Below are 24,890 nucleotides of genomic sequence, written 5' to 3' on the forward strand. Positions count from 1 at the left end.
GGGGCCGATGCTGCCGGTGGCGGCGCCGGCCGCGCGGCATTCGATGCCGGCTCGGCCGTGCCGGCGACGACCGTCGCGATGGCGGCCGGGTCCGCCGCACGCGGCGACGCGCCGTACCCGGCGTTCGCGCGGGCTGCGTAGACGGGGACCGGCGCGGGAGCCGGCGCGGCGGCCGGCGGCGGCACGCTCGTCACGACCATCTGGCCGGCCGGTTGCGCCGCGTAGCCGGCGCCGGTCGCAGCGCTCGCTCCGCCGGCCGCGCGCTGCGCGCCCGAAGCGGAAGCGGCGCCCGCATTCGCGCCGAACTGCCCGCCGCTCACCGCGTTGGCGTGCGCGAGCGCGGTTTCGGCCGTCTCGCCGCGTCCGGGAATCACGATCATCCCGTCGTCCGCGTGCACGGCGGGCGCGGCGATCCACAGCGCCGCGGCGAGCGCGAATGCACGCCGGACGTGCGTGAGCCGCCCGTTCCTGTCGCGAAGTGCGCCGCCCGTCATCGCCGTGTCCTCGATCCGTTGATTCGCTTCGCATTCTAGGGAGCGCGGGCGTCGCGCAAACGATGAATAGAGGGGGTCTTTGCCGCGTTATTCGCCCGATTGCCGGTTGCGTGCCGCGCCTACCATCGCTGTCATGGAAAAAAGCCGCTCGGGCCGCCATCCGGCGCGAGGGGCGTGCAGCGCTTCATACGGAGAGACGCACACATGCTGGACAAACTCGATGCGGAATTCGCGTTCGGCCGACAGGCGCTCGACGTGCGCGCCTACCGGCAGGAACTGCTGTCGTCGAACATCGCGAACGCCGACACGCCCGGCTACCAGGCCCGCGACGTCGATTTCGCGTCGACGCTCGCGCGCTCGCTGAAGCAGACGGGCGGCGGCCTCGCGCCGAGCAACGCCGCGCCACTGCCGATGGCGCAGCCGGCCGGCGTGACGAGCGGCATGTCGATGGTGTCGACGGCGCCGGGCCACATGGCCGGCACCGCGAAGCTGATTCCGACCGGCGGCCCGTCGGACGACTACGGCCGCGCGCAATACCGGATGCCGCTGCAGCCGTCGCTCGACGGCAACACGGTCGATCTCGACGTCGAGCGCGTGCAGTTCGCGAACAACGCGCTGCACTACGAAACCGGGATGACCGTGATGACCCAGCAGATCAAGGCGATGATCGCCGCGATCTCGACGAACTCGTAAGCGCCGCTTCCGAATCCGGACCCGGACCCAAGCACAAGGAGCCTCCATGCCTTCGTTGATGAACATCTTCGGCGTCGCCGGTTCGGCGCTGTCCGCGCAATCGCAGCGCCTGAACGTGACCGCGTCGAACCTCGCGAACGCCGACAGCGCGACCGGCCCCGACGGCAAGCCGTACAAGGCCAAGCAGGTCGTGTTCGCGACCGACCCGATGGGCAGCGCGCGCACCGCGTCCGGCCAGGGCGTGGGCGGCGTGCGCGTGACGAAGGTGATGGACGACCCGTCGCCGATGAAATCGACCTACGACCCGGCGAACCCGGCCGCCGACGCGAACGGCTACGTGCAGATGCCGAACGTCGATCCGGTGCAGGAGATGGTGAACATGATCTCGGCGTCGCGCTCGTACCAGGCCAACGTCGAGACGCTGAACACCGCGAAGACGCTGATGCTCAAGACGCTGACGATCGGCTCGTAAGCCGCGCGCCGCCGACCCGACCGACCCGACACCGACAGTTCCGACAGAAGGCCACCCAGGATGACTTCCTCCAACACGACGATCGGCAGCAACGGCACCAACGTGTCGACGCTGCCGACCGACACGATGAACACCAACAAAGTGTCGTCGACCAACGGCACGTCGGCGAGCGACCTGCAGGCGACGTTCCTGAAGCTGCTCGTCACGCAGTTGCAGAACCAGGATCCGACGAGCCCCGTCGACAGTTCGCAGATGACGTCGCAGCTCGCGCAGATCAACACGGTGAGCGGCATCGCGCAGTTGAACACGTCGCTCACGTCGCTGTCGTCGCAGCTCGCGGCCGGCCAGCAGACGCAGGCCGCGCTGCTGATCGGCACCAACGTGCTCGCGCCGGGCAATTCGGTCGGCGTGAAGGGCGGCGCGGCGTCGCCGTTCGGCGTGTCGCTCGCGAACGACGTGTCGAACCTGACGATCACCGTGAAGGACAAGACGGGCGCCGTCGTCAACACGATCGACGCGGGCAAGCAGTCGGCCGGCACCGTGCCGTTCAACTGGACGCCGACGGACGCGGCCGGCAACGCGCTGCCCGACGGCACCTACACCGTGAGCGCGCAGTACACGGGCAGCGACGGCAAGACGTATGCGCCGACCGTGCTCGCGGCCGCGACGGTGCAGAGCGTGATCAAGCAGGCGGACGGCACCGCCGGGCTCGTGCTGTCGAACGGCACGACGGTGGGGCTCACCCAGGTTGCGTCGATCTTCCCGAACACGAAGTCGTCCTCGTCCGGCGACACCACCACCAACTGATTGATCGAGCTTTTTCCTAACGGAGACCGAAATGGGTTATCAACAGGGTCTGAGCGGCCTCGCCGGCGCATCGAACGCGCTCGACGTGATCGGCAACAACATCGCGAACGCGAACACGGTCGGCTTCAAGTCGAGCACCGCGCAATTCGCCGACATGTACGCGAACTCGGTCGCGACGTCGGTCAACACGCAGATCGGCATCGGCACGTCGCTGAACGCGGTGCAGCAGAACTTCGGGCAGGGCACGATCAACACGACGAACTCGTCGCTCGACGTCGCGATCAACGGCAACGGCTTCTTCCAGATGTCGAACAACGGCGTGACGACGTACTCGCGCGACGGCACGTTCCAGCGCGACAAGAACGGCTTCATCATCGACTCGCAGGGCCGTAACCTGATGGGCTACGCGGCCAACGGCGGCGGCGTGATCAACACCGCGCAGACCGTGCCGCTGCAGGCGCCGACCAGCAACATCGCGCCGACCGCGACGACCAAGATCACCGGCCAGTTCAACCTGAACTCGCAGGACAAGGTGCCGGCCAAGACGCCGTTCGACCCGAACGACAACACGACGTACAACTATTCGACGTCGATCCAGGTGTACGACTCGCTCGGCGGCTCGCAAGCGGTGAACATGTACTTCGTGAAGTCGGCGGCCGGCACGTGGGAAGCGTATGCGAACGTGCAGGGCGCCGCGACCCCGACCGACCTCGGCACGATCACCTTCGATTCGTCGGGCGCGATCAAGAGCACGACGCTGCCGGGCTCGACCACGCCGACCACGTCGCTCGGCCAGTTCGACTTCACGGTGCCGACCACCGACGGCTCCACGACGCCGCAACAACTGACGCTCAACCTGACCGGCACGACGCAGTACGGCGGCAAGAACGGCGTGAACAACCTCGCGCAGGACGGCTACGCGAGCGGCACGCTGACGACCTACACGATCGGCGCCGACGGCAAGCTGACCGGCAACTACTCGAACGGCCAGACCGCCGTGCTGGGCCAGATCGCGATCGCGAACTTCAACAACCCGAACGGGCTGGTGAACCTCGGCGGCAACCAGTACGCCGAATCGTCGGCGTCGGGCGTGCCGCAGGTGTCGGCGCCGGGCAGCACGAACCACGGCACGCTGCAGGGCAGCGCGCTCGAGAACTCGAACGTCGATCTGACGGCGCAGCTCGTCAACCTGATCACCGCGCAGCGCAACTACCAGGCGAACGCGCAGACGATCAAGACGCAGCAGACCGTCGACCAGACGCTCATCAACCTGTAAGCGCGGATAACCGGCAGCCATGGACCGACTGATCTATACGGCGATGACGGGCGCGTCGCAGTCGCTCGACCAGCAGGCGGTGGTCGCGAACAACCTCGCGAACGCGTCGACGACGGGCTTTCGCGCGCAGCTCGCGACGTATCGCGCGGTGCCGATGAATTTCGGCGACGGCAGCAACATCGACCCGACGACGACGCGCACCTACGTGCTGGCGTCCACGCCCGGCGCCGATTACGCGCCGGGTCCGATCACGCGCACCGGCAACCCGCTCGACGTGGCCGTGCAGGGCGCCGGCTGGCTGTCGGTGCAGACGGCCGACGGCAGCGAGGCGTACACGCGCGCCGGCAACCTGCACGTCGACGAGAACGGCCAGCTCGTGAACGCGAGCAACCTGCCGGTGATCGGCAACGGCGGCCCGATCTCGGTGCCGCCGAACGCGGAAGTGACGATCGGCAAGGACGGCACGGTGTCCGCGCTGATGCCGGGCGACCCGCCCACCGCCGTCGCGATCGTCGACCAGATGAAGCTCGTCAATCCCGACCCGGCCACGCTCACGCGCGGCAACGACGGGCTGTTCCGCACCGCCGACGGCAATCCGGCCGACGTCGACCCGAACGTGGTCGTCACGCCGAATTCGCTCGAAGGCAGCAACGTGAACCCGGTGACCGCGATGGTCGCGATGATCGACAACGCGCGCGCGTTCCAGCTTCAGTCGAAGCTGATCCAGACGGCCGACCAGAACGAGCAGACGGCGAACCAGCTGCTCAATTTCAGCTGAGCGGCACGGCCCTCGCTATCAGGAGAAGATTCAAATGAACCGTTCGCTCTACATCGCCGCCACCGGCATGAATGCGCAGCAGGCGCAGATGGACGTGATCTCGAACAACCTCGCGAACACCAGCACGAACGGCTTCAAGGCGTCGCGCGCGGTGTTCGAGGATCTGCTGTACCAGACCATCCGCCAGCCCGGCGCGAATTCGACGCAGCAGACCGAGCTGCCGTCGGGCCTGCAGCTCGGCACCGGCGTGCAGCAGGTCGCGACCGAGCGCCTGTACACGCAGGGCGGCCTCACGCAGACCGGCAACTCGAAGGACGTCGCGATCAACGGCGCGGGCTTCTTCCAGGTGCTGATGCCGGACGGCACCAACGCGTACACGCGCGACGGCTCGTTCCAGACCAATGCGCAGGGCCAGCTCGTCACGTCGAGCGGCTATCAGGTGCTGCCGGCGATCACCGTGCCGCAGAACGCGCAGTCGCTGACGATCGGCAAGGACGGCGTCGTGTCGGTCACGCAGCCGGGCTCGAGCAACGCGGTGCAGATCGGCTCGCTGCAGATCGCGACCTTCATCAACCCGGCCGGCCTCGAGGCGAAGGGCGAGAACCTGTTCGCGGAAACGACGTCGTCGGGCGCGCCGAACGTGTCGCAGCCGGGGCTGAACGGCGCGGGCGTGCTCAACCAGGGCTACGTCGAGGCGTCGAACGTGAACGTCGTGCAGGAACTCGTCAACATGATCCAGACGCAGCGTGCCTACGAGATCAACAGCAAGGCCGTGACGACGTCCGACCAGATGCTGCAGACCGTCACGCAGATGAAGAGCTAACCGGAAGTCCCGTCGTCGCCATGAAGCAGGTTCGCCTCCCCTCGTCAGCCACCGTCCGCGCCGCCTGCGCGGTCGCGGTGGCGGCGCTCGCCGGTTGCGCGCAGATTCCGCGCGACCCGATCATCCAGCAGCCGATGACGGCGCAGCCGCCGATGCCGATGTCGATGCAGGCGCCCGGCTCGATCTACAACCCCGGCTTCGCGGGGCGGCCGCTGTTCGAGGATCAGCGCCCGCGCAACGTCGGCGACATCCTGACGATCATGATCGCGGAGAACATCAACGCGACCAAGTCGTCGGGCGCGAACACGAACCGGCAGGGCAACACCGATTTCAACGTGCCGACGGCCGGCTTCCTCGGCGGGCTGTTCGCGAAGGCGAACCTGTCGGCGGCCGGCGCGAACAAGTTCGCGGCCACCGGCGGCGCGAGCGCGGCGAACACGTTCAACGGCACGATCACGGTGACCGTCACGGGCGTGCTGCCGAACGGCAACCTCGTGGTGAGCGGCGAAAAGCAGATGCTGATCAACCAGGGCAACGAATTCGTGCGCTTCTCGGGGGTCGTCAACCCGAACACGATCTCGGGCGCGAACTCCGTCTATTCGACGCAGGTCGCCGACGCGAAGATCGAATATTCGTCGAAGGGCTACATCAACGAAGCCGAGACGATGGGCTGGCTGCAGCGCTTCTTCCTCAACATCGCGCCGTGGTGATGACGATGCGAACGACCCTGTTCAGCCGCCTGTCGGCCCGCGCGCACACGGCCGCGCGGCTCGCCGTCGCGTTCGCGGCGGTGGCTGCCGCGTGCATGCTCGGCGCCGCGCCCGCGCACGCGGAACGCCTGAAGGATCTCGCGCAGATCCAGGGCGTGCGCGACAACCCGCTGATCGGCTATGGCCTCGTCGTCGGCCTCGACGGCACGGGCGACCAGACGATGCAGACGCCGTTCACGACGCAGACGCTCGCGAACATGCTCGCGAACCTCGGCATCTCGATCAACAACGGTTCGGCCAACGGCGGCCCGTCGTCGCCGAACAACATGCAGTTGAAGAACGTCGCGGCCGTGATGGTGACGGCCACGCTGCCGCCGTTCGCGCGGCCCGGCGAGGCGCTCGACGTCACCGTGTCGTCGCTCGGCAACGCGAAGAGCCTGCGCGGCGGCACGCTGCTGCTCACGCCGCTGAAGGGCGCGGACGGCCAGGTCTACGCGCTCGCGCAGGGCAACATGGCGGTCGGCGGCGCGGGCGCCAGCGCGAACGGCAGCCGCGTGCAGGTGAACCAGCTCGCGGCCGGCCGGATCGTCGGCGGCGCGATCGTCGAGCGCGCGGTGCCGAACGCGGTCGCGCAGATGAACGGCGTGCTGCAACTGCAACTGAACGACATGGACTACGGCACCGCGCAGCGCATCGTGTCCGCGGTCAACGCGAGCTTCGGCCCGGGCACCGCGACGGCGCTCGACGGCCGCACGATCCAGCTCGCGGCGCCGGCCGATTCCGCGCAGCAGGTCGCGTTCATGGCGCGGCTGCAGAACCTCGACGTGAGCCCGGACAAGGCCGCGGCCAAGGTGATCCTGAACGCGCGCACCGGCTCGATCGTGATGAACCAGATGGTTACGCTGCAAAGCTGCGCGGTCGCGCACGGCAACCTGTCGGTGGTCGTCAACACGCAGCCGGTGGTGTCGCAGCCGGGGCCGTTCTCGAACGGGCAGACGGTGGTCGCGCAGCAGTCGCAGATCCAGTTGAAGCAGGACAACGGCGCGCTGAAGATGGTGACGGCCGGCGCGAATCTCGCCGACGTCGTGAAGGCGCTGAACACGCTCGGCGCGACGCCCGCGGACCTGATGTCGATCCTGCAGGCGATGAAGGCGGCCGGCGCGCTGCGCGCCGACCTGGAGGTGATCTAAATGGCAGCCACGCTCCCCAACGCAAACGACCTCACGCAGCGCTTCGCGCTCGACGTGCAGGGTTTCGATGCGCTGCGCGCGCAGGCGAAGCAGTCGCCGCAGGCCGGCGCGAAGGCCGTCGCCGGCCAGTTCGACGCGATGTTCACGCAGATGATGCTCAAGAGCATGCGCGACGCAACGCCCGACGGCGGCTTGCTCGATTCGCACACGTCGAAGATGTACACGTCGATGCTCGACCAGCAGCTCGCGCAGCAGATGTCGACGCGCGGGATCGGCGTGGCCGACGCGCTGATGAAGCAGTTGCTGCGCAACGCGGGCGTCGGCGCCGGCGGCGGCGCGGCGGACGTTGGCGCGGGCGGCATGGGCGGCATGGGCGCGGGCGGCCTCGGCACGGCCGGCAACGAAGGCGGCCTCGCCGCGATGAACGCGATGGCGAAGGCCTATGCGAACGCGGCGAACAACGGCGGCCTTGCCGGCGCGCGCGGCTATTCGGCCGGCAGCGCGCTGACGCCGCCGCTCAAGGGCGCGAGCGGCGTGCGCGACGCGGACGCGTTCGTCGACCGGCTCGCGGGCCCCGCGCAGGCGGCCAGCGCGACGACCGGCATCCCGGCGCGGTTCATCGTCGGCCAGGCCGCGCTCGAATCGGGCTGGGGCAAGCGCGAGATCCGCGCGACGGACGGCTCGACCAGCTACAACGTGTTCGGCATCAAGGCGAACAAGGGCTGGACCGGCCGCACCGTGTCGGCGCTGACCACCGAATACGTGAACGGCACGCCGCGCCGCGTGGTCGCGAAGTTCCGCGCGTACGACTCGTACGAGCACGCGATGACCGACTACGCGAACCTGCTGAAGAACAACCCGCGCTACGCGGGCGTGCTCAGCGCGAGCCGCAGCGTCGAAGGCTTCGCGCACGGGATGCAGAAGGCCGGCTACGCGACCGACCCGAATTACGCGAAGAAGCTGATCTCGATCATGCAGCAGATCGGCTGACGGCCCGCCCGCCACCGATTGGCCCCTTCGGACCGCGCCCGGCACCTTGCCGCGCGCGGTTTCAACGTTTGCGACAAATAAATGGCCGTTTCGATCTAAACTTTCGGTCAGCACTGCCGCTAAGTGTGAGAGACCTGCGACCGGGCCCCCGTTCTGGCCCGGTTTTATTGCGCACCGGTTGCCCCGGGCGCCCATGACAAGAAAGACCGGCTAGCCATGAATATCGAAACGTCGACGGACCCCAGCCTGGATGCAGGCCACTCCGGGCCCGACTATGCCCGCCGCAATCCGCTGGAAATCGGCGTGCAGCTGCGCAACCTGGTGAATCGCGGCGATTTCCTGACCGTCCAGTACCCGGGCGGCCAGCTCGTCACGCGTTTGCTCGAGGTCGACGTCGGCGCGCGGACGTTCACGTTCGACTGGGGCGCGCTGTCCGAGCAGAACGCCGGCATCCTCGGCGCGTCGCACTGCACGTTCGCGGCCGCGCCGGAGGGCGTGCGCGTCGAATTCACCACGGGCACGCCGCGCGAGACGCGCTACGAGGGGCTGCCCGCGTTCGTCGCCGATTTCCCCGACGTGCTGGTCTGCATCCAGCGCCGCGAATATTTCCGCGTCGACGCGCCGATCGTCGATCCGTTCCTGTGCCGCGGCAAGCTGCCGGACGGCGAAAGCTTCCTGTTCGAGGTGCACAACCTGTCGCTCGGCGGCGTGGGGCTGCGCACGGCCGACGAGCGCGTCGAGGCGCTCGAGGTCGGCACGCTGCTGCCGGACGTCGAGCTCGAGCTGACGGGCCACGGCAAGCTGTCGCTCGACCTGCAGCTCGTGTCGCAGCGTTCGACGCAGATGCCGAACGGGGCGCGGCGCTACCAGCTCGGCTTCCGCTACATGTCGCTGCCGGGCAGCGCGGAGAACACGCTGCAGCGGCTGATCACGCAGCTCGAAATGAAGCGCCGCTCGCTCGCGCGGGCCTGACGCGCCTCCAGCGGGCGGCCCCCACGGGCGGCCCGCGCGGCGCCGCCGGCGCCTCGTGCCGGCTGCTTCCGACGGCGACGCACGCTCGTGCGCCGCGCGTGCATTTTTTCCTCAATTTTTTCGATCCGCGGCCGTTATACCGGGAGTCACGCAACCCGGCGGCCGCAACGCGCGGCCGGCTCATCAGGATCGCGCATGTCCAACACACTCATGAACCTCGGCGTCAGCGGCCTGAATGCCGCGCTCTGGGGCCTCACGACGACCGGCAACAACATCAGCAACGCCGCGACGCCCGGCTATTCGGTCGAGCGGCCCGTGTATGCCGAAGCGAGCGGCCAGTACACGGGCAGCGGCTACATGCCGCAAGGCGTGAACACCGTCACCGTGCAGCGGCAGTACAGCCAGTACCTGAGCGACCAGTTGAACACCGCGCAGACGCAGGGCAGCGCGCTGTCGACCTGGTACACGCTCGTCGCGCAGCTGAACAACTACATCGGCAGCCCGACGGCCGGCATCTCGACCGCGATCACGAGCTACTTCACCGGCTTGCAGAACGTCGCGAACAACGCGTCCGACCCGTCCGTGCGGCAAACCGCGATCAGTAACGCGCAGACGCTGGCCAACCAGATCAACGCGGCCGGCCAGCAGTACGACGCGCTGCGCCAGAGCGTGAACACGCAGCTCACCAGCACGGTGTCGCAGATCAACACGTACACCGCTCAGATCGCCGAGCTGAACCAGCAGATCTCGGCGGCGAGCAGCCAGGGCCAGCCGCCGAACCAGCTGATGGACCAGCGCGACCTCGCCGTGTCGAACCTGTCGAGCCTTGCCGGCGTCCAGGTCGTGCGCAACGAGGGCGGCTACAGCTTGTTCCTCGCGGGCGGCCAGCCGCTCGTCGTCGCCGACAAGAGCTACCAGCTCGCGACCGTCTCGTCGCCGTCGGACCCGAGCGAGCTGACCGTCGTGTCGCAAGGCATCGCCGGCGCGAACCCGCAGGGGCCGAACCAGGCGCTGCCCGATTCGTCGCTGTCGGGCGGCACGCTCGGCGGCCTGCTCGCATTCCGCAGCCAGACGCTCGACCCCGCGCAGGCGCAGCTCGGCGCGATCGCGACCAGCTTCGCCGCGCAGGTCAACGCGCAGAACGCGCTCGGCATCGACCTGTCGGGCAATCCGGGCGGCAACCTGTTCACCGTGCCGTCGCCGACCGTGTACGCGACCCAGGGGAATACCGGCAACGCGTCGCTGTCGGTGTCGTTCGCGAACGCGTCGCGGCCGACGACGAGCGACTACACGCTCTCGTTCGACGGGGCGAATTACACGCTGACCGACCGCGCGAGCGGCGCGGTGGTCGACCAGAAGGCGGGCCCGATGCCGGTTTCGCTCGGCGGGCTGAACTTCTCGGCCGCGACCGGCACGCAGATGCAGCCGGGCGACAAGTTCACCGTGCTGCCGACGCGCGGCGCGCTGAACGGCTTCGGCCTTGCGACGACGAGCTTCTCGGCGATCGCGGCCGCGTCGCCGGCCGTCACGTCGGCGGCGAGCACCAACACGGGCACGGGCAAGATCACGCTGGGCGGCGTGACCTCGGGCTATCAGGTGCCGACGACCAAGCTGACCTTCGACGCGACGGCAAAGACGCTGACGGGCTTCCCGGTCGGCACGACGGTGACGGTCGGGACGACGCCGCCGACGACGGTGACCATCGTGAATCCGACGGACACCGTCCCGTACGACCCGGCGTCCGGCGCGACGATGACGATGTCGGGGACGGCCGCGGGCGCACTCAACGGCGTGAGCGTGTCGCTGTCCGGCGCGCCGGCGACCGGCGATTCGTTCACGATCGGGCCGTACGCCGGCGGCACCAGCGACGGCTCCAACGCACGGGCGCTGTCGCAACTCGTCAATGCGAAGGCGCTCGGCGGCGGCACGACGACCCTCACGGGCGCGTACGCGACCTACGTCAACGGCATCGGCAACACGGCGACGCAGCTGAAATCGTCGAGCACCGCGCAGACCGCGCTGGTCGGTCAGATCACGCAGGCACAGCAGTCGGTGTCGGGCGTGAACCAGAACGAGGAAGCGGCCAACCTGATGCAGTACCAGCAGCTTTACCAGGCGAACGCGAAGGTGATTCAGACGGCGGCGACGCTGTTCCAGACCGTCCTTGGCCTGTTCAACTGACCGGATTCGAGAGGATAGAAACGATGCGGATCTCCAGCGCCCAGTATTTCCAGCTGAACGTCACGCAGATGAACGACCAGCAGGCCCAGCTTGCGCAGCTGTACCAGCAGATCGCGAGCGGCGTGAGCCTGCAGACGGCGGCGGACAATCCGGTCGGCGCGGCGCAGGCCGTGCAGTTGTCGATGACGTCGGCGACGCTGTCGCAGTACGCGACCAACCAGACCACGGCGCTCGCGTCGCTGCAGGCCGAGGACCAGGCGCTGCAGAACGTGAGCGGCGTGCTCACGAGCGCGCAGACGCTGCTCGTGCGGGCGGGCGACGGCTCGCTGTCCGACAGCAACCGGGCGGCGCTGGCGACGCAGCTGCAGGGCTACCGCGACCAGTTGCTGACGCTCGCGAACACCAACGACGGCGCCGGCACCTACCTGTTCGCCGGCACGAACAATTCCGCGCCGCCGTTCAAGGCCGCGCCGAACGGCAGCGTGGCGTATGTCGGCGACACCGGCACGCGCGACGTGCAGATCGCCGATTCGAGCACCGTGTCGCAGAGCGATACGGGGGCGGCCGTCTTCATGTCGGTGCCGGCGATCGGCAGCACACCCGTGCCGTCGGCGGGTGCCGCCAATGCGGGCACCGCCACGATCGGCACGGTGGCCGTGACGAACCCGGCGGCCGCGACGAACGGCCATCAGTTCGCGATCACGTTCGGCGGCACGCCCGCCGCGCCGACCTACACGGTGACCGACAACTCGGTCAGCCCGCCGAGCACCACGCCGGCGCAGGCCTATTCGGCCGGCTCGGCGATCTCGCTCGGCAACGGCATGACGGTGACGGTGTCGGGCACGCCGGCCGTCGGCGACACGTTCGCGGTCGACCCGGCGCCGCAGGCGAGCGGCGGCGCCGACATATTCTCGACACTCGACGCGATGATTTCGGCGCTGAACAAGCCCGTGACCGGCAACCCGGTGGCGAGCGCCGCGCTGACGAATGCGCTGATGACGGGCTCGACCAAGCTCGGCAACACGATGCGCAACGTCACGACGATCCAGGCGTCGGTCGGCGGCCGCGAGCAGGAAGTCAAGGCGATGCAGGCCGTCAACCAGTCCGCGGCGCTGCAGACGAGCAGCAACCTGTCGGATCTGACGAGCACCAACATGGTGACGACGATCAGCCAGTACCTGCAGGTGCAGAACGCGCTGACCGGCGCGCAGAAGGCCTACGTGCAGTTGCAGAACATGTCGCTGTTCCAGTACATCAATCCGTGACGTACGCGGCGCCGGCTGCGATGTGAGCGCATGCTTGCTTCGCGGCCGGCGCGCGCCGCCGCCCCGCGCGTCGGGCGCGGACGGGCGCTTCACCGGGCCGCGCACCCGCGCACCGGTTCTCTGGCGCGACCTGCCGCGCCCGCACCTGGCTGTTTGGCTTGCCGGCCCCGCCTGCCGGTTCGCTTGCCAGCCCCATTTCCGCTCCGTAAACTCGCGCCAGATTCCAGACCGGCGCATCCCTGGCAGCCGGCGACCGACGACCGACAGGAGCGCTTTTCCCATGTCCGATTCCTACTTCCCGCGCTGGCGGGTCCAACCGACCGGCGCGGCCTCGCGCGTGGTCGGCCCCGACGAACGTCTCGCGTGGCCGCAGATGGTCGCGATGGGCGTGCAGCACGTCGTCGCGATGTTCGGTTCGACCGTACTCGCGCCGCTGCTGATGGGCTTCGACCCGAACCTGTGCATCTTCATGTCGGGCATCGGCACGCTGCTGTTCTTCGTGCTGGTCGGCGGGCGCGTGCCGAGCTACCTCGGCTCGAGCTTCGCGTTCATCGGCCTCGTGATCGCGGTGACGGGCTACGGCGGCAGCGGCCCGAACCCGAACATTCCGGTCGCGCTCGGCGGGATCGTCGCGTGCGGCGTCGTGTACGTCGCGCTCGGCGCGCTCGTGCAGGCGATCGGCACGCGCTGGATCGAGACGCTGATGCCGCCCGTCGTGACCGGCGCGGTGGTCGCGGTGATCGGGCTGAACCTCGCGCCGATCGCGGTCAAGGGCGTGTCGGGCTCGACCTTCGACTCGGTGATGGCGCTCGTCACGGTGCTGTGCGTCGGCGGCGTCGCGGTGTTCGCGCGCGGGACGGTGCAGCGCCTGCTGATCCTCGTCGGGCTCGTGATCGCCTACGTGATCTACGCGATCGCGACCAACGGGATGGGCTTCGGCAAGCCGATCGATTTCGCGATCGTCGCGCAGGCCGCGTGGTTCGGCGTGCCGGGCTTTCGCGCGCCGGTGTTCGATCCGCACGCGATGCTGATGCTCGCGCCGATCGCGGTGATCCTGGTCGCGGAGAACCTCGGCCACATCAAGGCCGTCAGCGCGATGACGGGCACCAACCTCGACCGCTACGTCGGCCGCGCATTCATCGGCGACGGGCTCGCGACGATCGTGTCGGGCAGCGTCGGCGGCACGGGCGTGACCACCTACGCGGAGAACATCGGCGTGATGGCCGTCACGCGGATCTATTCGACGCTGGTGTTCGCGGTCGCCGCGCTGATCGCGATCGGGCTCGGCTTCTCGCCGAAGTTCGGCGCGGTGATCCAGACGATCCCCGGCCCCGTGCTCGGCGGCGTGTCGATCGTGGTGTTCGGGCTGATCGCGGTGACGGGCGCGCGGATCTGGGTCGTCAACAAGGTCGACTTCTCCGACAACCGCAACCTGATCGTCGCGGCCGTCACGCTGGTGCTCGGCGCCGGCGACTTCTCGCTGAAGATCGGTGGCTTCGGGCTCGGCGGGATCGGCACCGCGACGTTCGGCGCGATCATCCTGTACGCGATCCTACGCAAGGAGAAGGAGCCGGGGCCGGTGGTGTGAGGCGCGGGGGAGGCCGGCGCATCGGCCGTCACGGATTCGGCTGCACCGAAAACGTGAGCGGCCACGCAAAGGTCCCGTCCTTCGCCTTCGGCGCGAACACGAACCGATAGGTCAGCGTGAACGTCGTGTTCAGCGCCGTATACGGCACGTTGATCGTGCCGCCCGTTCCCGGCAGCACCACCTTGCCGCCGAAGCCGCTGATCTCGATCGAACTGAACTGCGACAGGCTCGCGGCGGCAACCTGTACGCGCACCGTATAACCGGCCCGGTCGTTGGTCTGGACCGCGAGGGTCGTCCCCGACGGGTTGTTCGCGTTCGGCACGGCCAGGTAGCCGATGCTCGTGTCCTTGTTCGCGATCACGAGCTTCGCCGGATGGGTCGCGTTCAGCCGCGCATACGCCTGGACCGTTGCCCCGACCTGCACGGGGCGGCTGGCCTGCTTCGCGGCGCTCGGGCCGGGCGCCGCGCCGACGAGCGCGATCGAGAGCGCGGCCAGTGCGGCCAGCAGCCCGCGCGCGCGGCCCGCACCGCATGGCGCGAGTGGCGCCCCGAGTGGCGCCGCACCGGTCCGTCCGCGGGCGCGCCGCGCTGCGGCGGCGCTCGCTGTCTGGGTTCGATTCATGTCTGCCCCCGTTGTCCGAGTCCGTGATGGTGGTCGATGGCGGCATGCGCGACGCACGCGCCGTTGGCTCGCCTAGTAGTTGAACAGGATCGTGATGTTGTGGTCCGCGTAGCTGCCCGGCACGGCGTTCTGGCCGCCGCGGATCAGCCCGTACACGGTCGCGCTGAATGCGCCGGCGCCCGTGATCTTGCCCCATGAAATCGTCGACGTGCCGCTCGTGCCGTCTCCCCAGACCGACGTGTGCGCGCTGTCGAGATACAGGTTGTAGCCGAGCGTCTGCGTGTCGCCGGTGCGCGTCATCAGCCGGTTCGCGAACGTGCCGCCGCCCGCGCTCGCCGTGACCGTCGGCGTCGCGTTGCCGCTGCCGGTGCAGTTCACCGAGACGGTGACGGCCGACGTCGCCGCGTTGATGGTGTCGTACGTGCCGAACACCATCGACGACGGTGCCGTCATCGTGCACGTCGTCGCCGCGCGCGCGGCCGGCGCGGCCATCAGCGCGGCGCCGGCGGCGAACAACGCGAACGCGGCGGACGCCGCGGAGGTCGCGGCCGTCGCGCGAACGCGCGGGAGCCGGACCGGCCGCCCGGCATGCTTGCGATGTCTCATGGTGTGACTCCCTTGCAAAGATGGGTGCCGAGGTCCGGCAGCGGATCGTCACCGGCGGGAAAGCGCACGGTCACGTCGCACTGCCGGTCGCGCCACGCCGCATGCAGGCGGTTCTGCTCCGACAGTCCGGTGACGTACACGACGCCGTCGCGGCCGACTGGAAACGCGTCCTTCTGCCCGTCGATCGTGACGATCGCGCCGGCCGGCAGGTGCGCGCCGTCCGCGAGATCGAGCGTGAGCATCGCGCCGCGCGAGCGCGTGATCGGGAACACGAGCGCCATGCCGCTGCGGAAGTAGGGCACCGCGTCGAGCTTCAGCGTGCCGATCGTCGCGTCGAACGGCAGGTCGGCCTGCTCGATCGAAATCGGGTTGTTTTCATACGCGCGCAGCCGCGGCAGCAGCGCGACGCCGCTCGCGTCCGTGTGCGCGACGAGCTGGTTGTCCGCGAGGATGCCGACGTTGGCGAAGCCCGGCACCTTGACCAGCGCGAAGCTGTCGGTGATCTGCCGCGACAGGCGCGCGGTGCCGTCGACGAACGCGACGCCGCCCGCGACGTTGGCGCGCACGCCGGCGCGGCCGCGATACGCCGCCGCCTCGACGCTGTAGGTGCCGGTGCGCGTCTGCAGCGTCGCGCTCGCGTCCTGCGTATCGTTGCCGGCCTGCAGCGCGTAGCCGAAACCTTCGCCGACCGGCAGGCTGCGCTGCAGTTGCGCGAGCATTTCGGTGCGGCCCTGCTGGTGCGTCATCGTGACCGATGCGCTCGTGCGGTTGTCGACCGGAATCGTCCACGCGACGCCGACGATCGTCGCGCCAGCGCCGCTCAGCGGCTTGCTGACGCTGACGTTGGCGAAGCCGAAGCGACCGAGCTGCGCGCTGTAGCTGAGCGACAGCAACTGGGTCTTGTAGCCGTCGCGATCGTCGAGGAACACGTGCGCGAGCCCGAGCGAGCCGAAGCGGCCCATCCCGAGGCCGACGTTGACGCTCGTCAGCAGCTTCGGCGCGAGCCTGCCCGGCTCGAGCCCGATCTGCGCGAAATGCGGGGTCGCCCATTGCGCGTGCGCGCCGATCTCCACGAGGCCGGCCTGGCTCTCGGCGCCGATCGTCGCCAGCGCGCCCGCGCCATCGGCGCTGCGGCTCGCCGCCGCCGCCGCGTTGAGGACGCCGAGCGGCCCGGCCAGCACCACGCCGCCGACGCCGACGTTTTGCCGCGACGCTTCGGCTTCCGCGTGGATCTCGCCGGTGAACCGGTCGGTCATGCCGATCCGGTGCGTCGCGCTGGCGAACCAGCGCCCGTAGTCGTTGCTCGCGAGGCCGAAATCGCGCCGCTCCTTGCCGATCTCGTACGAGAAATCCTGCATCCCCCGCTTCAGCAGATTCGCGCTTGCGTAGAACGATTGCGTGATCACCTGCTCGCGACCCATCACGTCGCGCACCACGACCCGCACGTCGCCCTGGCCGGTCACCACCGGCACGTTGTTGATCGCGAACGGGCCGGGGGCGACCTCGCGCGTCGACGTCAGCGCGTTGTTGACGTAGACGTCGACCGTCGAAGGCAGCACGGCCTGCCCGCTCACGCCCTGCAGCGGGATCGTGACGAGCCCCGGCTGCGTCGCGAAATTGGTCGCGTACTGGATGCCGCCGAAGCGGACCGCGCGGCCCCACATGCCCGCCCGGCTGATCGCGTCGCCGATGCGCAGGCTCGCGAGATGGCCGGGCCGATCGGTCGTCCACGTGGTTTCGAGGCGCGTGAGGCGCCGCGTCGGGCCCGCTTCGTCCGCGAGAAACGTGCCGACGCCCACGCCGAAGCGGTTGAAGAAGCCAAGCTCGAACAGTCCGGAGCCGTGCGTCTGGCCCGCGGCCTGTTCGGCAAGCAGGTCGTAGTTGAAGAAGCCGCCGATGCCCGGCTCGACGGCCGACGCGCGGTGCCGCTCGGTCTCGTCGAAGGTCGCGCCGACGAATGCCTGGGCCGGAGCGCTGATCGCCATCGTCAGATTCTGCTCGTCGACGGTGTACGTGAGGCCCGCGATCGCGTTCAGCGGGTAGTACGGCGTGTCGTTGCCGGCCAGCGGCGCGACGTCCGGCCGCGTGAGCCGCCAGCGCTTCAGGTCGTCGGCCGACACGTAGAACGCGCCGTCGGCCGCCTTGATCAGCAACGCGGTTTCGTCGAGGCCCTGGCGGTTGATGTCGACCTGGTACAGCAGCTCGGCCGGGCCGCCCGCCGCGCCATGCGACGCCTGCGCGGCCGCGGCGGCCGGTGCCGCGACGAGACGTTCTTGTGCGTGTGGGGTCTGCGCGCTCATGAGAATCGCGATCAGCAGCGCCGCGTCAGCGCGCGTTCGGCGCGAGCGTCGTATCGATGTCGCCCGCATCGGAGTAGCCGATCAGGTGCATGCTGGAGGCAACGGCCGGCGCGGTTCCGGCACCGGGCTTGAACGTCAGTTCGCGCGACTGGCCGGGCAGCACGTACGCGAATTCCGCATGCGTGGCGACGGGGCGATCGCTGCCCGGCGCGAGCAGCGCGAGGTTCGCCACCTGCGCATGCGCGGTGCCGTCGTTGGTCACGCGCAACGCGAGCGTGCCCGAGCCGCCCGGGCGCGGCTCCGCGCTCCAGCGCAGCCGCGGGGCGGTGTCGACGGCCGGCTTCACGAAGATCGGCAGGCTCATTTCCAGCGCGATCTGCACGCCGGTGAAACCGGGCTTCGGCGCGGGCGGAATCTCCTGCAGATACAGCCGGTAGCTGGTTTCGCGGTCAGCGGCGGGCGGATGCCGCAGGCCGACGCGCACGACCTGCGCACTGCCCGGCGCGATCGTGAAGATCGGCGGCGCGGCGATCAGGTCGCCGGTCGACGCATAGACGTCGTCGCCCGCGTTCTGCGACCACGCGACGGTGCGCAGCTGGACGATCACGGGCTGGTCGGGCGATTCGTTGCGCACCGTCAGCGCGACGCTGCGTTGCGCGGCCGACAGCTCGACGCGCACGGGCGACACGGTGAAGTCGGTGGCCCGACTGTCGGCGGAGGCGGCGGCGAGCGTCACGGCCGCGAGCCAGGTCGCGAGTTTGTACACGTTCGGTTTCATCACGGATCCACCTCCAGGGGGGGCGCTGCTGGATGTTCGACGTCTGCCGGTCGGGAGGGCGCGCATCTGCGCTGCCGCACGCCCTCCGCGCGGCACTAAAACGTGACGGTGACCGTCACCGTGTCCGCATAGCTGCCCGGCACCGCATTGGGCTGGTCCGGCACCTTGCCGTACACGGTCTTGGTGATCGCCTGCGCCATCGCCATCCCCTGGCCGGTGCCGTTGACGGTATCGCTCGGCGGCGTGTTGCCCCACACGACCGTGCGGTTCGAATCCTGGTACAGCGAGTAGTTGAGCTGGTTCGAGCCGCTCGTCATGATGCGGTTGGCGACCGTGGCGCCGGACGTCGTGCCCGCATTCAGGCCGATGTTGAAGTTCGTCCCGTTCGTGCAGCGGACCGTGATCGCGGACTGCGCCGATTGATCGCCGGTTCCCGGTGTGTAGGCGGGGAAAGTCAGCGCGCCGGCCGAGTCGATCAGGCACGTTGCGTTGACGGTGGCGGATACGCCGAACGTCGTGGTGGTCTGTCCGGCCGATGCCGAGAGGGCCGTGCAGGCGAGCGATGCGGCAAGCGCCGCGTGGGTCAGTACGGAGTGCTTCATGATGCAGTTCTCCCTTGAGAGCTGGAATGTGCGGCCGGTGCGTCGAGCCGTTCGGGACGGGATCTCGATCGTCAGCGCGCGATGCGTCTTCTGGTCGTGTCGGAATCGGGTCGCTTGCTGGGCGGGCACCTCCTTTGTGTCGTCGTGCGGAATCGGGCGCGCGGCCGGGCAGCCGGCCGCTGCTGCGGCGCGTACCGCGCGAGCCGTGGCCGTGCCGCTCGCGTGCGCGTCGGCACGCGGGCGGCGCCGCCCTGGCGAGCGGCACGACTCGGCGCGGCGCGCATGCGCGCGGCGAGGGATTTCCGGGATTCGCCTATCGGATCGGCGCGTCGTGACTTCGGGTAACGGTGTGGGCCGTGTGCGCGCATCGGACGGCGACGGTGCGAAGCCGCGCCGCCGGCATCAGCGGATGCGTGACAGGAGCAGTGATGCAGGACAGCAGCCGTGTGACGGCCGATATGAGATTCGACATGATTTCCCCGACCCGCTTGATGATTGTTCGTCGCCTGCATCGAGCCGCCGGCCCGTGCAGTGTCGTTGTCTGCACCGCTGCATCAGCAAGCAACGGGCCAACGCGCGCAGAGCCGCGCAAACAGGGGCAGAGAGGACCGCGTGGGGCCGTCGGCGACGGTGTGCGTGCGCAAATGTTTCAGTCGTGCAACACGGCGCGGCGCGGGCTGGCCGGCGGCGGGCCCGGCGGGCGGGCGATGGCGGGATGACGGGGGCGGCTCACGGCGCACGCGGCCGCGATTCCGCTGGGGAATCGCACGCGCCGCAGGCCGATCGGTTTCATTCGTGCAACGTGCGCGCGGCCGTTTCGGTCAGGTGTCGGCGGCACCGCGCATCATGCGTTCACATTCGACTGCGCGGCGAGCCACGCACAGAACTGCGCGACGAGCGGATCGTCGGCCGGCGCGCCCGGCGCGATCCACCAGTAGCTGCGCGTCGCGATGCGCGGGCCGGGCAGCGGCATCACGAGGCGCCCGCTCGCGAGCTCGTCGTCGATCAGCGGCAACGGGCCGAGCGCGACGCCGAGCCCGTCGACGGCCGCCTGCAGCGCCAGGTAGAAGTGGTCGAACGACTGCCGCTTGCGCCCCTTCATCGTCACGCCGGCCGCCGCGAACCAGTCGCGCCAGCCTTCCGGCCGCGTATCCGAATGCAGCAGCACGTGCCGCGCGAGATCGTCCGCGCGGGTAATCGGCGCGCGCTTGAGCAGCGCGGGGCTGCACACCGGGATCACGCTTTCGTCGAGGAAGTGGCCGCTCGTGCAATTCGGCCAGTGGCCGGGGCCGCGGCGGATCGCGACGTCGAAGCCGTTCAGCGTGTCGAGCGGCGCGTTCGACGTCGACAGCTTCAGCTCGACGTTCGGCACGTCGCGCTGGAACCGCGACAGGCGCGGCAGCAGCCATTTCATCGCGAAGGTCGGCAGCGCATTGATGCGCAGCACGCGCGCCGCGCCGGTGCTGCGCAACTGTTCGGTCGCGTGCGCGATGCTGTCGAACGCCGCGCGCACGGTGTCCAGGTAGCGGCGGCCTTCGTCGGTGAGCTTCACGCGCTTGCCGTGGCGATGGAACACCGGCTTGCCGAGCCATGCCTCGAACCCGGCGATCTGCCGGCTGATGGCACCGTGGGTCACATGCAGTTCGTCGCCCGCGGCGCTGAAGCTTTCATGTCGTGCCGCGGCTTCAAAGGCCCGAAGCGCGGAAAAGGGTGGGAGATCGCGTGCCATGCTTGTGATTCTAGATCACAAGGACGCGCCGATAAAATCGTTTTGACGGCATCCCGAACGGCGGTAACCTCGGTTCACCGCTTGATGAGGAGCCCCATGCAATCCGCCTTCCCGCCGGCCTCGCCGCCGCCTGCCGCGTCCCCCCGCAGCGTCGGTCTCACCGAGCTGTTCACCGGTTTCCTGTCGCTCGGCCTGATGTCGTTCGGTGGCGCGTTGCCGTTCGCGCGGCGCACGATCGTCGACGAGCGCAAGTGGCTCTCCGCCGACGAATTCACCGATCTGCTCGGCCTCTGCCAGTTCCTGCCGGGCGGCAACGTGATCAACCTGTCGGTCGCCGTCGGCATGCGCTTTCGCGGCGTGGCCGGCGCGTTCGCCGGCATTCTCGGGCTGATCGCCGGCCCGACGCTCGTCGTCGTCGCGCTCGGCGTGCTGTACGCGAAGACGCAGAACGATCCGCGCGTGCAGCACCTGTTCGCGGGACTCGCGGCCGCGGCGGCCGGCCTGCTCGTCGCGATGGCCGTGAAGGTCGCGAAGCCGCTGCTTCAGGCGCCGCGCGCGGCGGCCGCGATCGCGGTGCTCGCGTTCGTGGCGATCGCGGTGCTGCGCATGCCGCTCCTGACCACGATGCTGGTGCTGACGCCCGTCAGCATCTGGCTCGCGTCGCGCCGCCGCGCGGCCGGCACGCCGCGGCCGGCGCCGGCTGCCGAGCGGGGCACGCACGATTCGCACGATTCGCCCCACGGGCAACAGGAGCGCCGGCCATGAGCGACACGCTGATCGCCATCGCGACGATCTTCAGCCAGTTGTCGCTGCTCGCGTTCGGCGGCGGCAACACGATCCTGCCGGAGATGCAGCGGCAGGTCGTCGACGTGCATCACTGGATGAGCGCGCACGAGTTCACCGCGCTGTTCGCGCTGGCCCAGGCGGCGCCGGGGCCGAACATGATGATCGTGTCGCTGGTCGGCTGGCACGTGGCCGGCTGGGCCGGGCTGCTGGTCGCGTCGCTCGCGAAGTTCGGGCCGTCGTCGATCGTCACCGTGCTCGCGCTGCATGCGTGGGAGCGCTTTCGCGACCGGCCGTGGCGCCGCTACGTGCAGCAGGGGATGATGCCGGTGACGGTCGGGCTCGTCGCGGCAAGCGCGGTGCTGATTTCCGATGCGTCGAACCGCACCGCGATCCAGTGGGGCATCACGGCCGCATGCGCGGTGCTGGCGTGGCGCACGCGCATTCATCCGCTGTGGCTGCTCGCGGGCGGCGCGTTGATCGGGCTCACGGGCATCGGGCAGTGACTGGCGTGTCGCATGTCGCCGGCCGTTGCGCGCGACGGTTCAGCGGCTAGTGCGACGCGCGGCGCCCGGTGGCGCACGTTATATTGGCGCACGGCAGGCGGCGAAGCTCGGTCGCGCAGTGCCGGCGGCGCGCCGCGCCTGCCGGCACGACCGACATTCGCGCCGCCCGCCGCGCACACCACGGAGGATCGATGGATCTCGACGGCGCCAGCCGCAATCTCACTGTCGCCGCATTGCTGACGCTGTCCGGCGGCTATCTCGACGCGTACACCTACGTCGGCCACGGCCACGTGTTCGCGAACACGATGACCGGCAACGTCGCGCTGCTCGGCATCAACCTGTCGGCCGGCGAATGGGCCGCCGCGCTGCACCACGTGCCCCCGCTCGGCGGCTTCGTGCTCGCGGTCTTCGTCGCGCATCTGTTCGGCCTCGCCGCGCGGCGCGGCTGGATGCGTCATACGGCGTTCGTGAGCCTTATCGTCGAGATCGCGTTTCTCGGCGTCGCCGCGAGCGGCCTCGTCGGTGCGTCGAGCGCATGGCTGATTCCGGGCATCTCGTTCGTCGCGACGTTGCAGACGCTGTCGTTCACGCATCTCGAGGAACTGTCGTACACGTCGGTGATGACGACCGGCAACCTGCGGCGTGCCGCGCAGAAGCTGTTCGTCGGGCTGATCCCGCGCTACGACGCCGGCGCGCTGCACGACTCGGCGCTGCTCGCGACGATCAGTTTCTGTTTCCTGGCCGGCGCGGTGGTCGGCGGCCTCGTGACGCGGCTCGTGCCGGACATCGCGCTGTGGGGCGCGGTGCTGCTGCTCGTCGGCGCGTTCGCGGAGATCGTGCGGCGGGCGTGGCGGCGCGCGGGGAACGGCGGTGCGGGGAGCGAGGACGGTAACGGCGACGCGGGCACCGGCAGCGACGGGGCGACGCAAACGGCCTGACGGCAGGCGGCAGGCGGCAGGCGGCAGGCGGCAGGCGGCGGCGGGCGGCAATCGGCAAGCAGCGGACAGCAAGCGGCAGCCAGCGCAACGATTTCGCCGGCTCTTTCGCCGCAATCCGCGTGACCGCACCGCACCATCGTCGAGCCTCGCAGTGCCGTACTCGCCCGCCGGCGCCGCCGCGCACCGTCACCTCCCGTCCACCCACCGCGCGAGCCAGGCCCCGCGCGGGAAACGTTGCTCCCGGACGACAATCGCGCGCTTGCCGCGTATTTCAATTTCTTTCAGCGTTCGCACTCGTCTTATGATTCAGCCCACATCGCGCGCGCCATGAACGTGTGCGATCGCCACCCGGCTGCGCACGCGGCCGGTCACGAATGGAGACACCTAAAAAAGGAACGCTCATGAAGCAGACCACCCGACTCGCCGCTATCGCAGGGGGCGCGGCGCTGGCCTTCGCCAGCCAGTACGCAGCAGCACAAAGCTCGGTCACGCTGTGGGGCGTCGCCGACGCCAGCATCCGTTACCTGACCAACGCCAACGCGAAGAACGACGGCCTGCTGTCGATGAGCAACGGCGCGATCACGAACAGCCGCTTCGGCATCTACGGCACGGAAGACCTCGGCGGCGGCCTGAAGGCCGTGTTCAACCTCGAGAGCGGCGTGAACCTGCAGAACGGCGCATTCGCCGACAGCGGCCGCCTGTTCAACCGCGCGGCGTACGTCGGCCTGCAGAGCCCGTACGGCACGGTGACGCTCGGCCGCCAGAAGACGCCGCTGTTCGACCTGCTGGCGGACACCTACGATCCCCTGACCGTCGGCAACTACCTCGAAAACGCGTGGCTGCCGGTCGCCCTCGGCGGCGGCCTGTATGCGGACAACCAGATCAAGTACACGGGCAAGTTCGCGGGCCTGACCGCGAAGGCGATGTACTCGACCGGCACCAACTACGAATCGACTGGCGCCGGCGGCTTCTCGGGCCAGATTCCGGGCTCGCTCGGCAAGGGCAATGCATGGGGCGTGTCGCTGTCGTACGTGATGGGCCCGCTCAGCATCGCGGCCGGCGCGCAGCAGAACAGCGACAACTCGGCGCGCAAGCAGACGATCTACCACGCGAACGTCGTGTACGCGTTCAGCAAGGCGAAGATCTACGCGGGTTACCTGCGCTCGAAGGACGACACGGGCTTCGTCGACAGCCTGCTCGCGCAGCAGTCGATCCCGGTCGCGAAGGGCACGGGCCGCATCGACGACGGTCCGTTCGCGGGCGTGAGCTGGCAGGTCAGCGCGCCGCTGACGCTGACGGGCGCGTTCTACTACGACCACATGCGCAATGCGATGACCACGAACGGCACGCTCGCGAGCGGCAACCGCTACGCGATCGTCGGCATCGCCGAGTACGCGCTGAGCAAGCGCACCGAAATCTACGGCACCGTCGACTTCAACAAGACGAACGGCGCGGCGAACGTCGAGCTGCCCGGCCGCAGCAACCAGACCGGCATCGCGATCGGCCTGCGCAATATCTTCTGACGAACGTCGGAAAATGCATGCGCCGGCTTCGTCCGGCGTGCATCGAAGAGGCTCCGCGGAGCCTCTTTTTTTTCGTCGCGCGACCTTCATGCGCGCGTTCGACTATTCGGCGAACGCTCCATTGCGGCAGTCCCGCGCCGTAAGCGATTCGTCGGCAATCCAGAACACACTTTTACAGTCCGCGCGCGGGCTTTCCGCTACGCTGCGTGCATCGCGCGCGGCACGCCGTCAGGCGTGCGCGTGCGTCGTTCCGATCGCGCTCCG

23 protein-coding genes and 1 pseudogene are annotated in these 24,890 nt (G+C 69.3%); 17 read left to right on the forward strand and 7 right to left on the reverse strand.

Features of this window, described 5'->3' with window-relative positions; genetic code table 11:
- A pseudogene (locus LGN10_RS29310) lies at nt 1–494 on the reverse strand (flagellar biosynthesis protein FlgA); the annotation flags it as partial.
- A gap of 204 nt (nt 495–698) precedes the next feature.
- On the opposite strand from LGN10_RS29310, the gene flgB reads away from it, so the two are divergent.
- The 13 genes from flgB to LGN10_RS29375 all read left to right on the forward strand — a co-directional run bounded on the left by flgB (nt 699) and on the right by LGN10_RS29375 (nt 14,239).
- Nucleotides 699–1,187 carry a flagellar basal body rod protein FlgB gene (flgB, locus tag LGN10_RS29315; RefSeq protein ID WP_059583906.1) on the forward strand — a complete coding sequence of 163 codons (489 nt, stop codon included), beginning with the start codon at nt 699–701 and terminating at the stop codon, nt 1,185–1,187.
- 46 nt (nt 1,188–1,233) lie between these two features.
- Nucleotides 1,234–1,659 (forward strand): flagellar basal body rod protein FlgC, encoded by a 426-nt coding sequence (gene flgC, locus LGN10_RS29320; protein ID WP_226225872.1) that lies wholly within the window; start codon nt 1,234–1,236, stop codon nt 1,657–1,659.
- A gap of 60 nt (nt 1,660–1,719) precedes the next feature.
- The gene (gene flgD, locus LGN10_RS29325; RefSeq protein ID WP_226225874.1) at nt 1,720–2,466 is read left to right on the forward strand and encodes a flagellar hook assembly protein FlgD; all 747 of its coding nucleotides are present in this window, start codon (nt 1,720–1,722) and stop codon (nt 2,464–2,466) included.
- A 31-nt stretch (nt 2,467–2,497) separates the two neighbouring features.
- Nucleotides 2,498–3,742 (forward strand): flagellar hook protein FlgE, encoded by a 1,245-nt coding sequence (gene flgE, locus LGN10_RS29330; RefSeq protein ID WP_059583903.1) that lies wholly within the window; start codon nt 2,498–2,500, stop codon nt 3,740–3,742.
- 19 nt (nt 3,743–3,761) lie between these two features.
- Nucleotides 3,762–4,520: a flagellar basal-body rod protein FlgF gene (gene flgF, locus LGN10_RS29335; RefSeq protein ID WP_059583901.1), complete on the forward strand. Its 759-nt coding sequence runs from the start codon at nt 3,762–3,764 to the stop codon at nt 4,518–4,520.
- Between the two features lie 34 nt (nt 4,521–4,554).
- Entirely contained in the window at nt 4,555–5,343 is a 789-nt protein-coding gene (gene flgG, locus LGN10_RS29340) for a flagellar basal-body rod protein FlgG (RefSeq protein WP_006485706.1), read from the forward strand.
- A 20-nt stretch (nt 5,344–5,363) separates the two neighbouring features.
- Nucleotides 5,364–6,053: a flagellar basal body L-ring protein FlgH gene (gene flgH / locus LGN10_RS29345; protein WP_059642434.1), complete on the forward strand. Its 690-nt coding sequence runs from the start codon at nt 5,364–5,366 to the stop codon at nt 6,051–6,053.
- A 5-nt stretch (nt 6,054–6,058) separates the two neighbouring features.
- Entirely contained in the window at nt 6,059–7,243 is a 1,185-nt protein-coding gene (locus tag LGN10_RS29350; protein ID WP_226225875.1) for a flagellar basal body P-ring protein FlgI, read from the forward strand.
- Nucleotides 7,244–8,233: a flagellar assembly peptidoglycan hydrolase FlgJ gene (gene flgJ / locus LGN10_RS29355; protein WP_089465225.1), complete on the forward strand. Its 990-nt coding sequence runs from the start codon at nt 7,244–7,246 to the stop codon at nt 8,231–8,233. It abuts the gene before it with no gap.
- 216 nt (nt 8,234–8,449) lie between these two features.
- Nucleotides 8,450–9,205 carry a flagellar brake protein gene (locus tag LGN10_RS29360; RefSeq protein ID WP_059583897.1) on the forward strand — a complete coding sequence of 252 codons (756 nt, stop codon included), beginning with the start codon at nt 8,450–8,452 and terminating at the stop codon, nt 9,203–9,205.
- Nucleotides 9,206–9,400: 195 nt separating this feature from the next.
- Nucleotides 9,401–11,386, forward strand: coding sequence for a flagellar hook-associated protein FlgK (gene flgK, locus LGN10_RS29365; protein ID WP_059642428.1), 1,986 nt, complete (start codon nt 9,401–9,403; stop codon nt 11,384–11,386).
- A 23-nt stretch (nt 11,387–11,409) separates the two neighbouring features.
- Complete coding sequence (gene flgL, locus LGN10_RS29370; protein WP_226225876.1) at nt 11,410–12,651, forward strand: flagellar hook-associated protein FlgL; 1,242 nt, start codon at nt 11,410–11,412, stop codon at nt 12,649–12,651.
- A gap of 280 nt (nt 12,652–12,931) precedes the next feature.
- Complete coding sequence (locus tag LGN10_RS29375) at nt 12,932–14,239, forward strand: solute carrier family 23 protein (RefSeq protein WP_226225877.1); 1,308 nt, start codon at nt 12,932–12,934, stop codon at nt 14,237–14,239.
- Nucleotides 14,240–14,267: 28 nt separating this feature from the next.
- Here the strand turns inward: LGN10_RS29375 and LGN10_RS29380 are convergent, their stop codons facing one another.
- The 6 genes from LGN10_RS29380 to LGN10_RS29405 form a co-directional block, all read right to left on the reverse strand.
- Nucleotides 14,268–14,861, reverse strand: coding sequence for a hypothetical protein (locus tag LGN10_RS29380; RefSeq protein ID WP_226225878.1), 594 nt, complete (start codon nt 14,859–14,861; stop codon nt 14,268–14,270).
- A gap of 72 nt (nt 14,862–14,933) precedes the next feature.
- Nucleotides 14,934–15,467: a spore coat U domain-containing protein gene (locus LGN10_RS29385; protein WP_226225879.1), complete on the reverse strand. Its 534-nt coding sequence runs from the start codon at nt 15,465–15,467 to the stop codon at nt 14,934–14,936.
- Nucleotides 15,464–17,767 carry a fimbria/pilus outer membrane usher protein gene (locus tag LGN10_RS29390; protein WP_226225880.1) on the reverse strand — a complete coding sequence of 768 codons (2,304 nt, stop codon included), beginning with the start codon at nt 17,765–17,767 and terminating at the stop codon, nt 15,464–15,466. Before LGN10_RS29390 ends, LGN10_RS29385 begins: the two co-directional genes overlap by 4 nt.
- A gap of 25 nt (nt 17,768–17,792) precedes the next feature.
- Nucleotides 17,793–18,545, reverse strand: a complete 753-nt coding sequence (locus LGN10_RS29395) for a molecular chaperone (RefSeq protein ID WP_226225881.1) — start codon at nt 18,543–18,545, stop codon at nt 17,793–17,795.
- Between the two features lie 95 nt (nt 18,546–18,640).
- Nucleotides 18,641–19,147, reverse strand: a complete 507-nt coding sequence (locus LGN10_RS29400) for a spore coat U domain-containing protein (RefSeq protein ID WP_059583886.1) — start codon at nt 19,145–19,147, stop codon at nt 18,641–18,643.
- An 844-nt stretch (nt 19,148–19,991) separates the two neighbouring features.
- Nucleotides 19,992–20,876 (reverse strand): transcriptional regulator GcvA, encoded by an 885-nt coding sequence (locus LGN10_RS29405; protein ID WP_059583884.1) that lies wholly within the window; start codon nt 20,874–20,876, stop codon nt 19,992–19,994.
- Nucleotides 20,877–20,972: 96 nt separating this feature from the next.
- Between LGN10_RS29405 and LGN10_RS29410 the strand changes: the two genes are divergently transcribed.
- From LGN10_RS29410 to LGN10_RS29425, 4 genes are all read left to right on the forward strand, one after another.
- Nucleotides 20,973–21,641, forward strand: a complete 669-nt coding sequence (locus tag LGN10_RS29410) for a chromate transporter (protein WP_226225882.1) — start codon at nt 20,973–20,975, stop codon at nt 21,639–21,641.
- Nucleotides 21,638–22,165 (forward strand): chromate transporter, encoded by a 528-nt coding sequence (locus LGN10_RS29415; protein WP_059583880.1) that lies wholly within the window; start codon nt 21,638–21,640, stop codon nt 22,163–22,165. The genes LGN10_RS29410 and LGN10_RS29415 overlap by 4 nt, the downstream gene beginning before the upstream one ends.
- 191 nt (nt 22,166–22,356) lie before the next feature.
- A complete protein-coding gene (locus LGN10_RS29420; protein ID WP_060010296.1) occupies nt 22,357–23,103 on the forward strand; it encodes a YoaK family protein in 747 nt (248 codons plus the stop codon).
- A gap of 401 nt (nt 23,104–23,504) precedes the next feature.
- Complete coding sequence (locus LGN10_RS29425) at nt 23,505–24,626, forward strand: porin (RefSeq protein ID WP_059642415.1); 1,122 nt, start codon at nt 23,505–23,507, stop codon at nt 24,624–24,626.
- The last annotated feature ends 264 nt before the right edge of the window (nt 24,627–24,890 follow it).

Origin of the sequence: Burkholderia sp. AU32262 (genome assembly GCF_020419985.1) — a bacterium.
Taxonomy (GTDB): domain Bacteria; phylum Pseudomonadota; class Gammaproteobacteria; order Burkholderiales; family Burkholderiaceae; genus Burkholderia; species Burkholderia semiarida.

What these genes read in the sequence shown, in the direction of transcription:
- flgG (WP_006485706.1), top strand. Translation starts at nt 4,555, where the DNA reads ATGAACCGTTCGCTCTACATCGCCGCCACCGGCATGAATGCGCAGCAG.
- flgL (WP_226225876.1), top strand. Translation starts at nt 11,410, where the DNA reads ATGCGGATCTCCAGCGCCCAGTATTTCCAGCTGAACGTCACGCAGATG.
- flgJ (WP_089465225.1), top strand. Translation starts at nt 7,244, where the DNA reads ATGGCAGCCACGCTCCCCAACGCAAACGACCTCACGCAGCGCTTCGCG.
- LGN10_RS29380 (WP_226225878.1), bottom strand. Translation starts at nt 14,861, where the DNA reads ATGAATCGAACCCAGACAGCGAGCGCCGCCGCAGCGCGGCGCGCCCGC.
- LGN10_RS29425 (WP_059642415.1), top strand. Translation starts at nt 23,505, where the DNA reads ATGAAGCAGACCACCCGACTCGCCGCTATCGCAGGGGGCGCGGCGCTG.
- LGN10_RS29400 (WP_059583886.1), bottom strand. Translation starts at nt 19,147, where the DNA reads ATGAAGCACTCCGTACTGACCCACGCGGCGCTTGCCGCATCGCTCGCC.
- flgC (WP_226225872.1), top strand. Translation starts at nt 1,234, where the DNA reads ATGCCTTCGTTGATGAACATCTTCGGCGTCGCCGGTTCGGCGCTGTCC.
- flgB (WP_059583906.1), top strand. Translation starts at nt 699, where the DNA reads ATGCTGGACAAACTCGATGCGGAATTCGCGTTCGGCCGACAGGCGCTC.
- flgF (WP_059583901.1), top strand. Translation starts at nt 3,762, where the DNA reads ATGGACCGACTGATCTATACGGCGATGACGGGCGCGTCGCAGTCGCTC.
- flgK (WP_059642428.1), top strand. Translation starts at nt 9,401, where the DNA reads ATGTCCAACACACTCATGAACCTCGGCGTCAGCGGCCTGAATGCCGCG.
- flgE (WP_059583903.1), top strand. Translation starts at nt 2,498, where the DNA reads ATGGGTTATCAACAGGGTCTGAGCGGCCTCGCCGGCGCATCGAACGCG.
- flgH (WP_059642434.1), top strand. Translation starts at nt 5,364, where the DNA reads ATGAAGCAGGTTCGCCTCCCCTCGTCAGCCACCGTCCGCGCCGCCTGC.
- LGN10_RS29395 (WP_226225881.1), bottom strand. Translation starts at nt 18,545, where the DNA reads ATGAAACCGAACGTGTACAAACTCGCGACCTGGCTCGCGGCCGTGACG.
- LGN10_RS29420 (WP_060010296.1), top strand. Translation starts at nt 22,357, where the DNA reads ATGGATCTCGACGGCGCCAGCCGCAATCTCACTGTCGCCGCATTGCTG.
- LGN10_RS29360 (WP_059583897.1), top strand. Translation starts at nt 8,450, where the DNA reads ATGAATATCGAAACGTCGACGGACCCCAGCCTGGATGCAGGCCACTCC.
- LGN10_RS29350 (WP_226225875.1), top strand. Translation starts at nt 6,059, where the DNA reads ATGCGAACGACCCTGTTCAGCCGCCTGTCGGCCCGCGCGCACACGGCC.
- LGN10_RS29410 (WP_226225882.1), top strand. Translation starts at nt 20,973, where the DNA reads ATGCAATCCGCCTTCCCGCCGGCCTCGCCGCCGCCTGCCGCGTCCCCC.
- flgD (WP_226225874.1), top strand. Translation starts at nt 1,720, where the DNA reads ATGACTTCCTCCAACACGACGATCGGCAGCAACGGCACCAACGTGTCG.
- LGN10_RS29405 (WP_059583884.1), bottom strand. Translation starts at nt 20,876, where the DNA reads ATGGCACGCGATCTCCCACCCTTTTCCGCGCTTCGGGCCTTTGAAGCC.
- LGN10_RS29385 (WP_226225879.1), bottom strand. Translation starts at nt 15,467, where the DNA reads ATGAGACATCGCAAGCATGCCGGGCGGCCGGTCCGGCTCCCGCGCGTT.
- LGN10_RS29375 (WP_226225877.1), top strand. Translation starts at nt 12,932, where the DNA reads ATGTCCGATTCCTACTTCCCGCGCTGGCGGGTCCAACCGACCGGCGCG.
- LGN10_RS29415 (WP_059583880.1), top strand. Translation starts at nt 21,638, where the DNA reads ATGAGCGACACGCTGATCGCCATCGCGACGATCTTCAGCCAGTTGTCG.
- LGN10_RS29390 (WP_226225880.1), bottom strand. Translation starts at nt 17,767, where the DNA reads ATGAGCGCGCAGACCCCACACGCACAAGAACGTCTCGTCGCGGCACCG.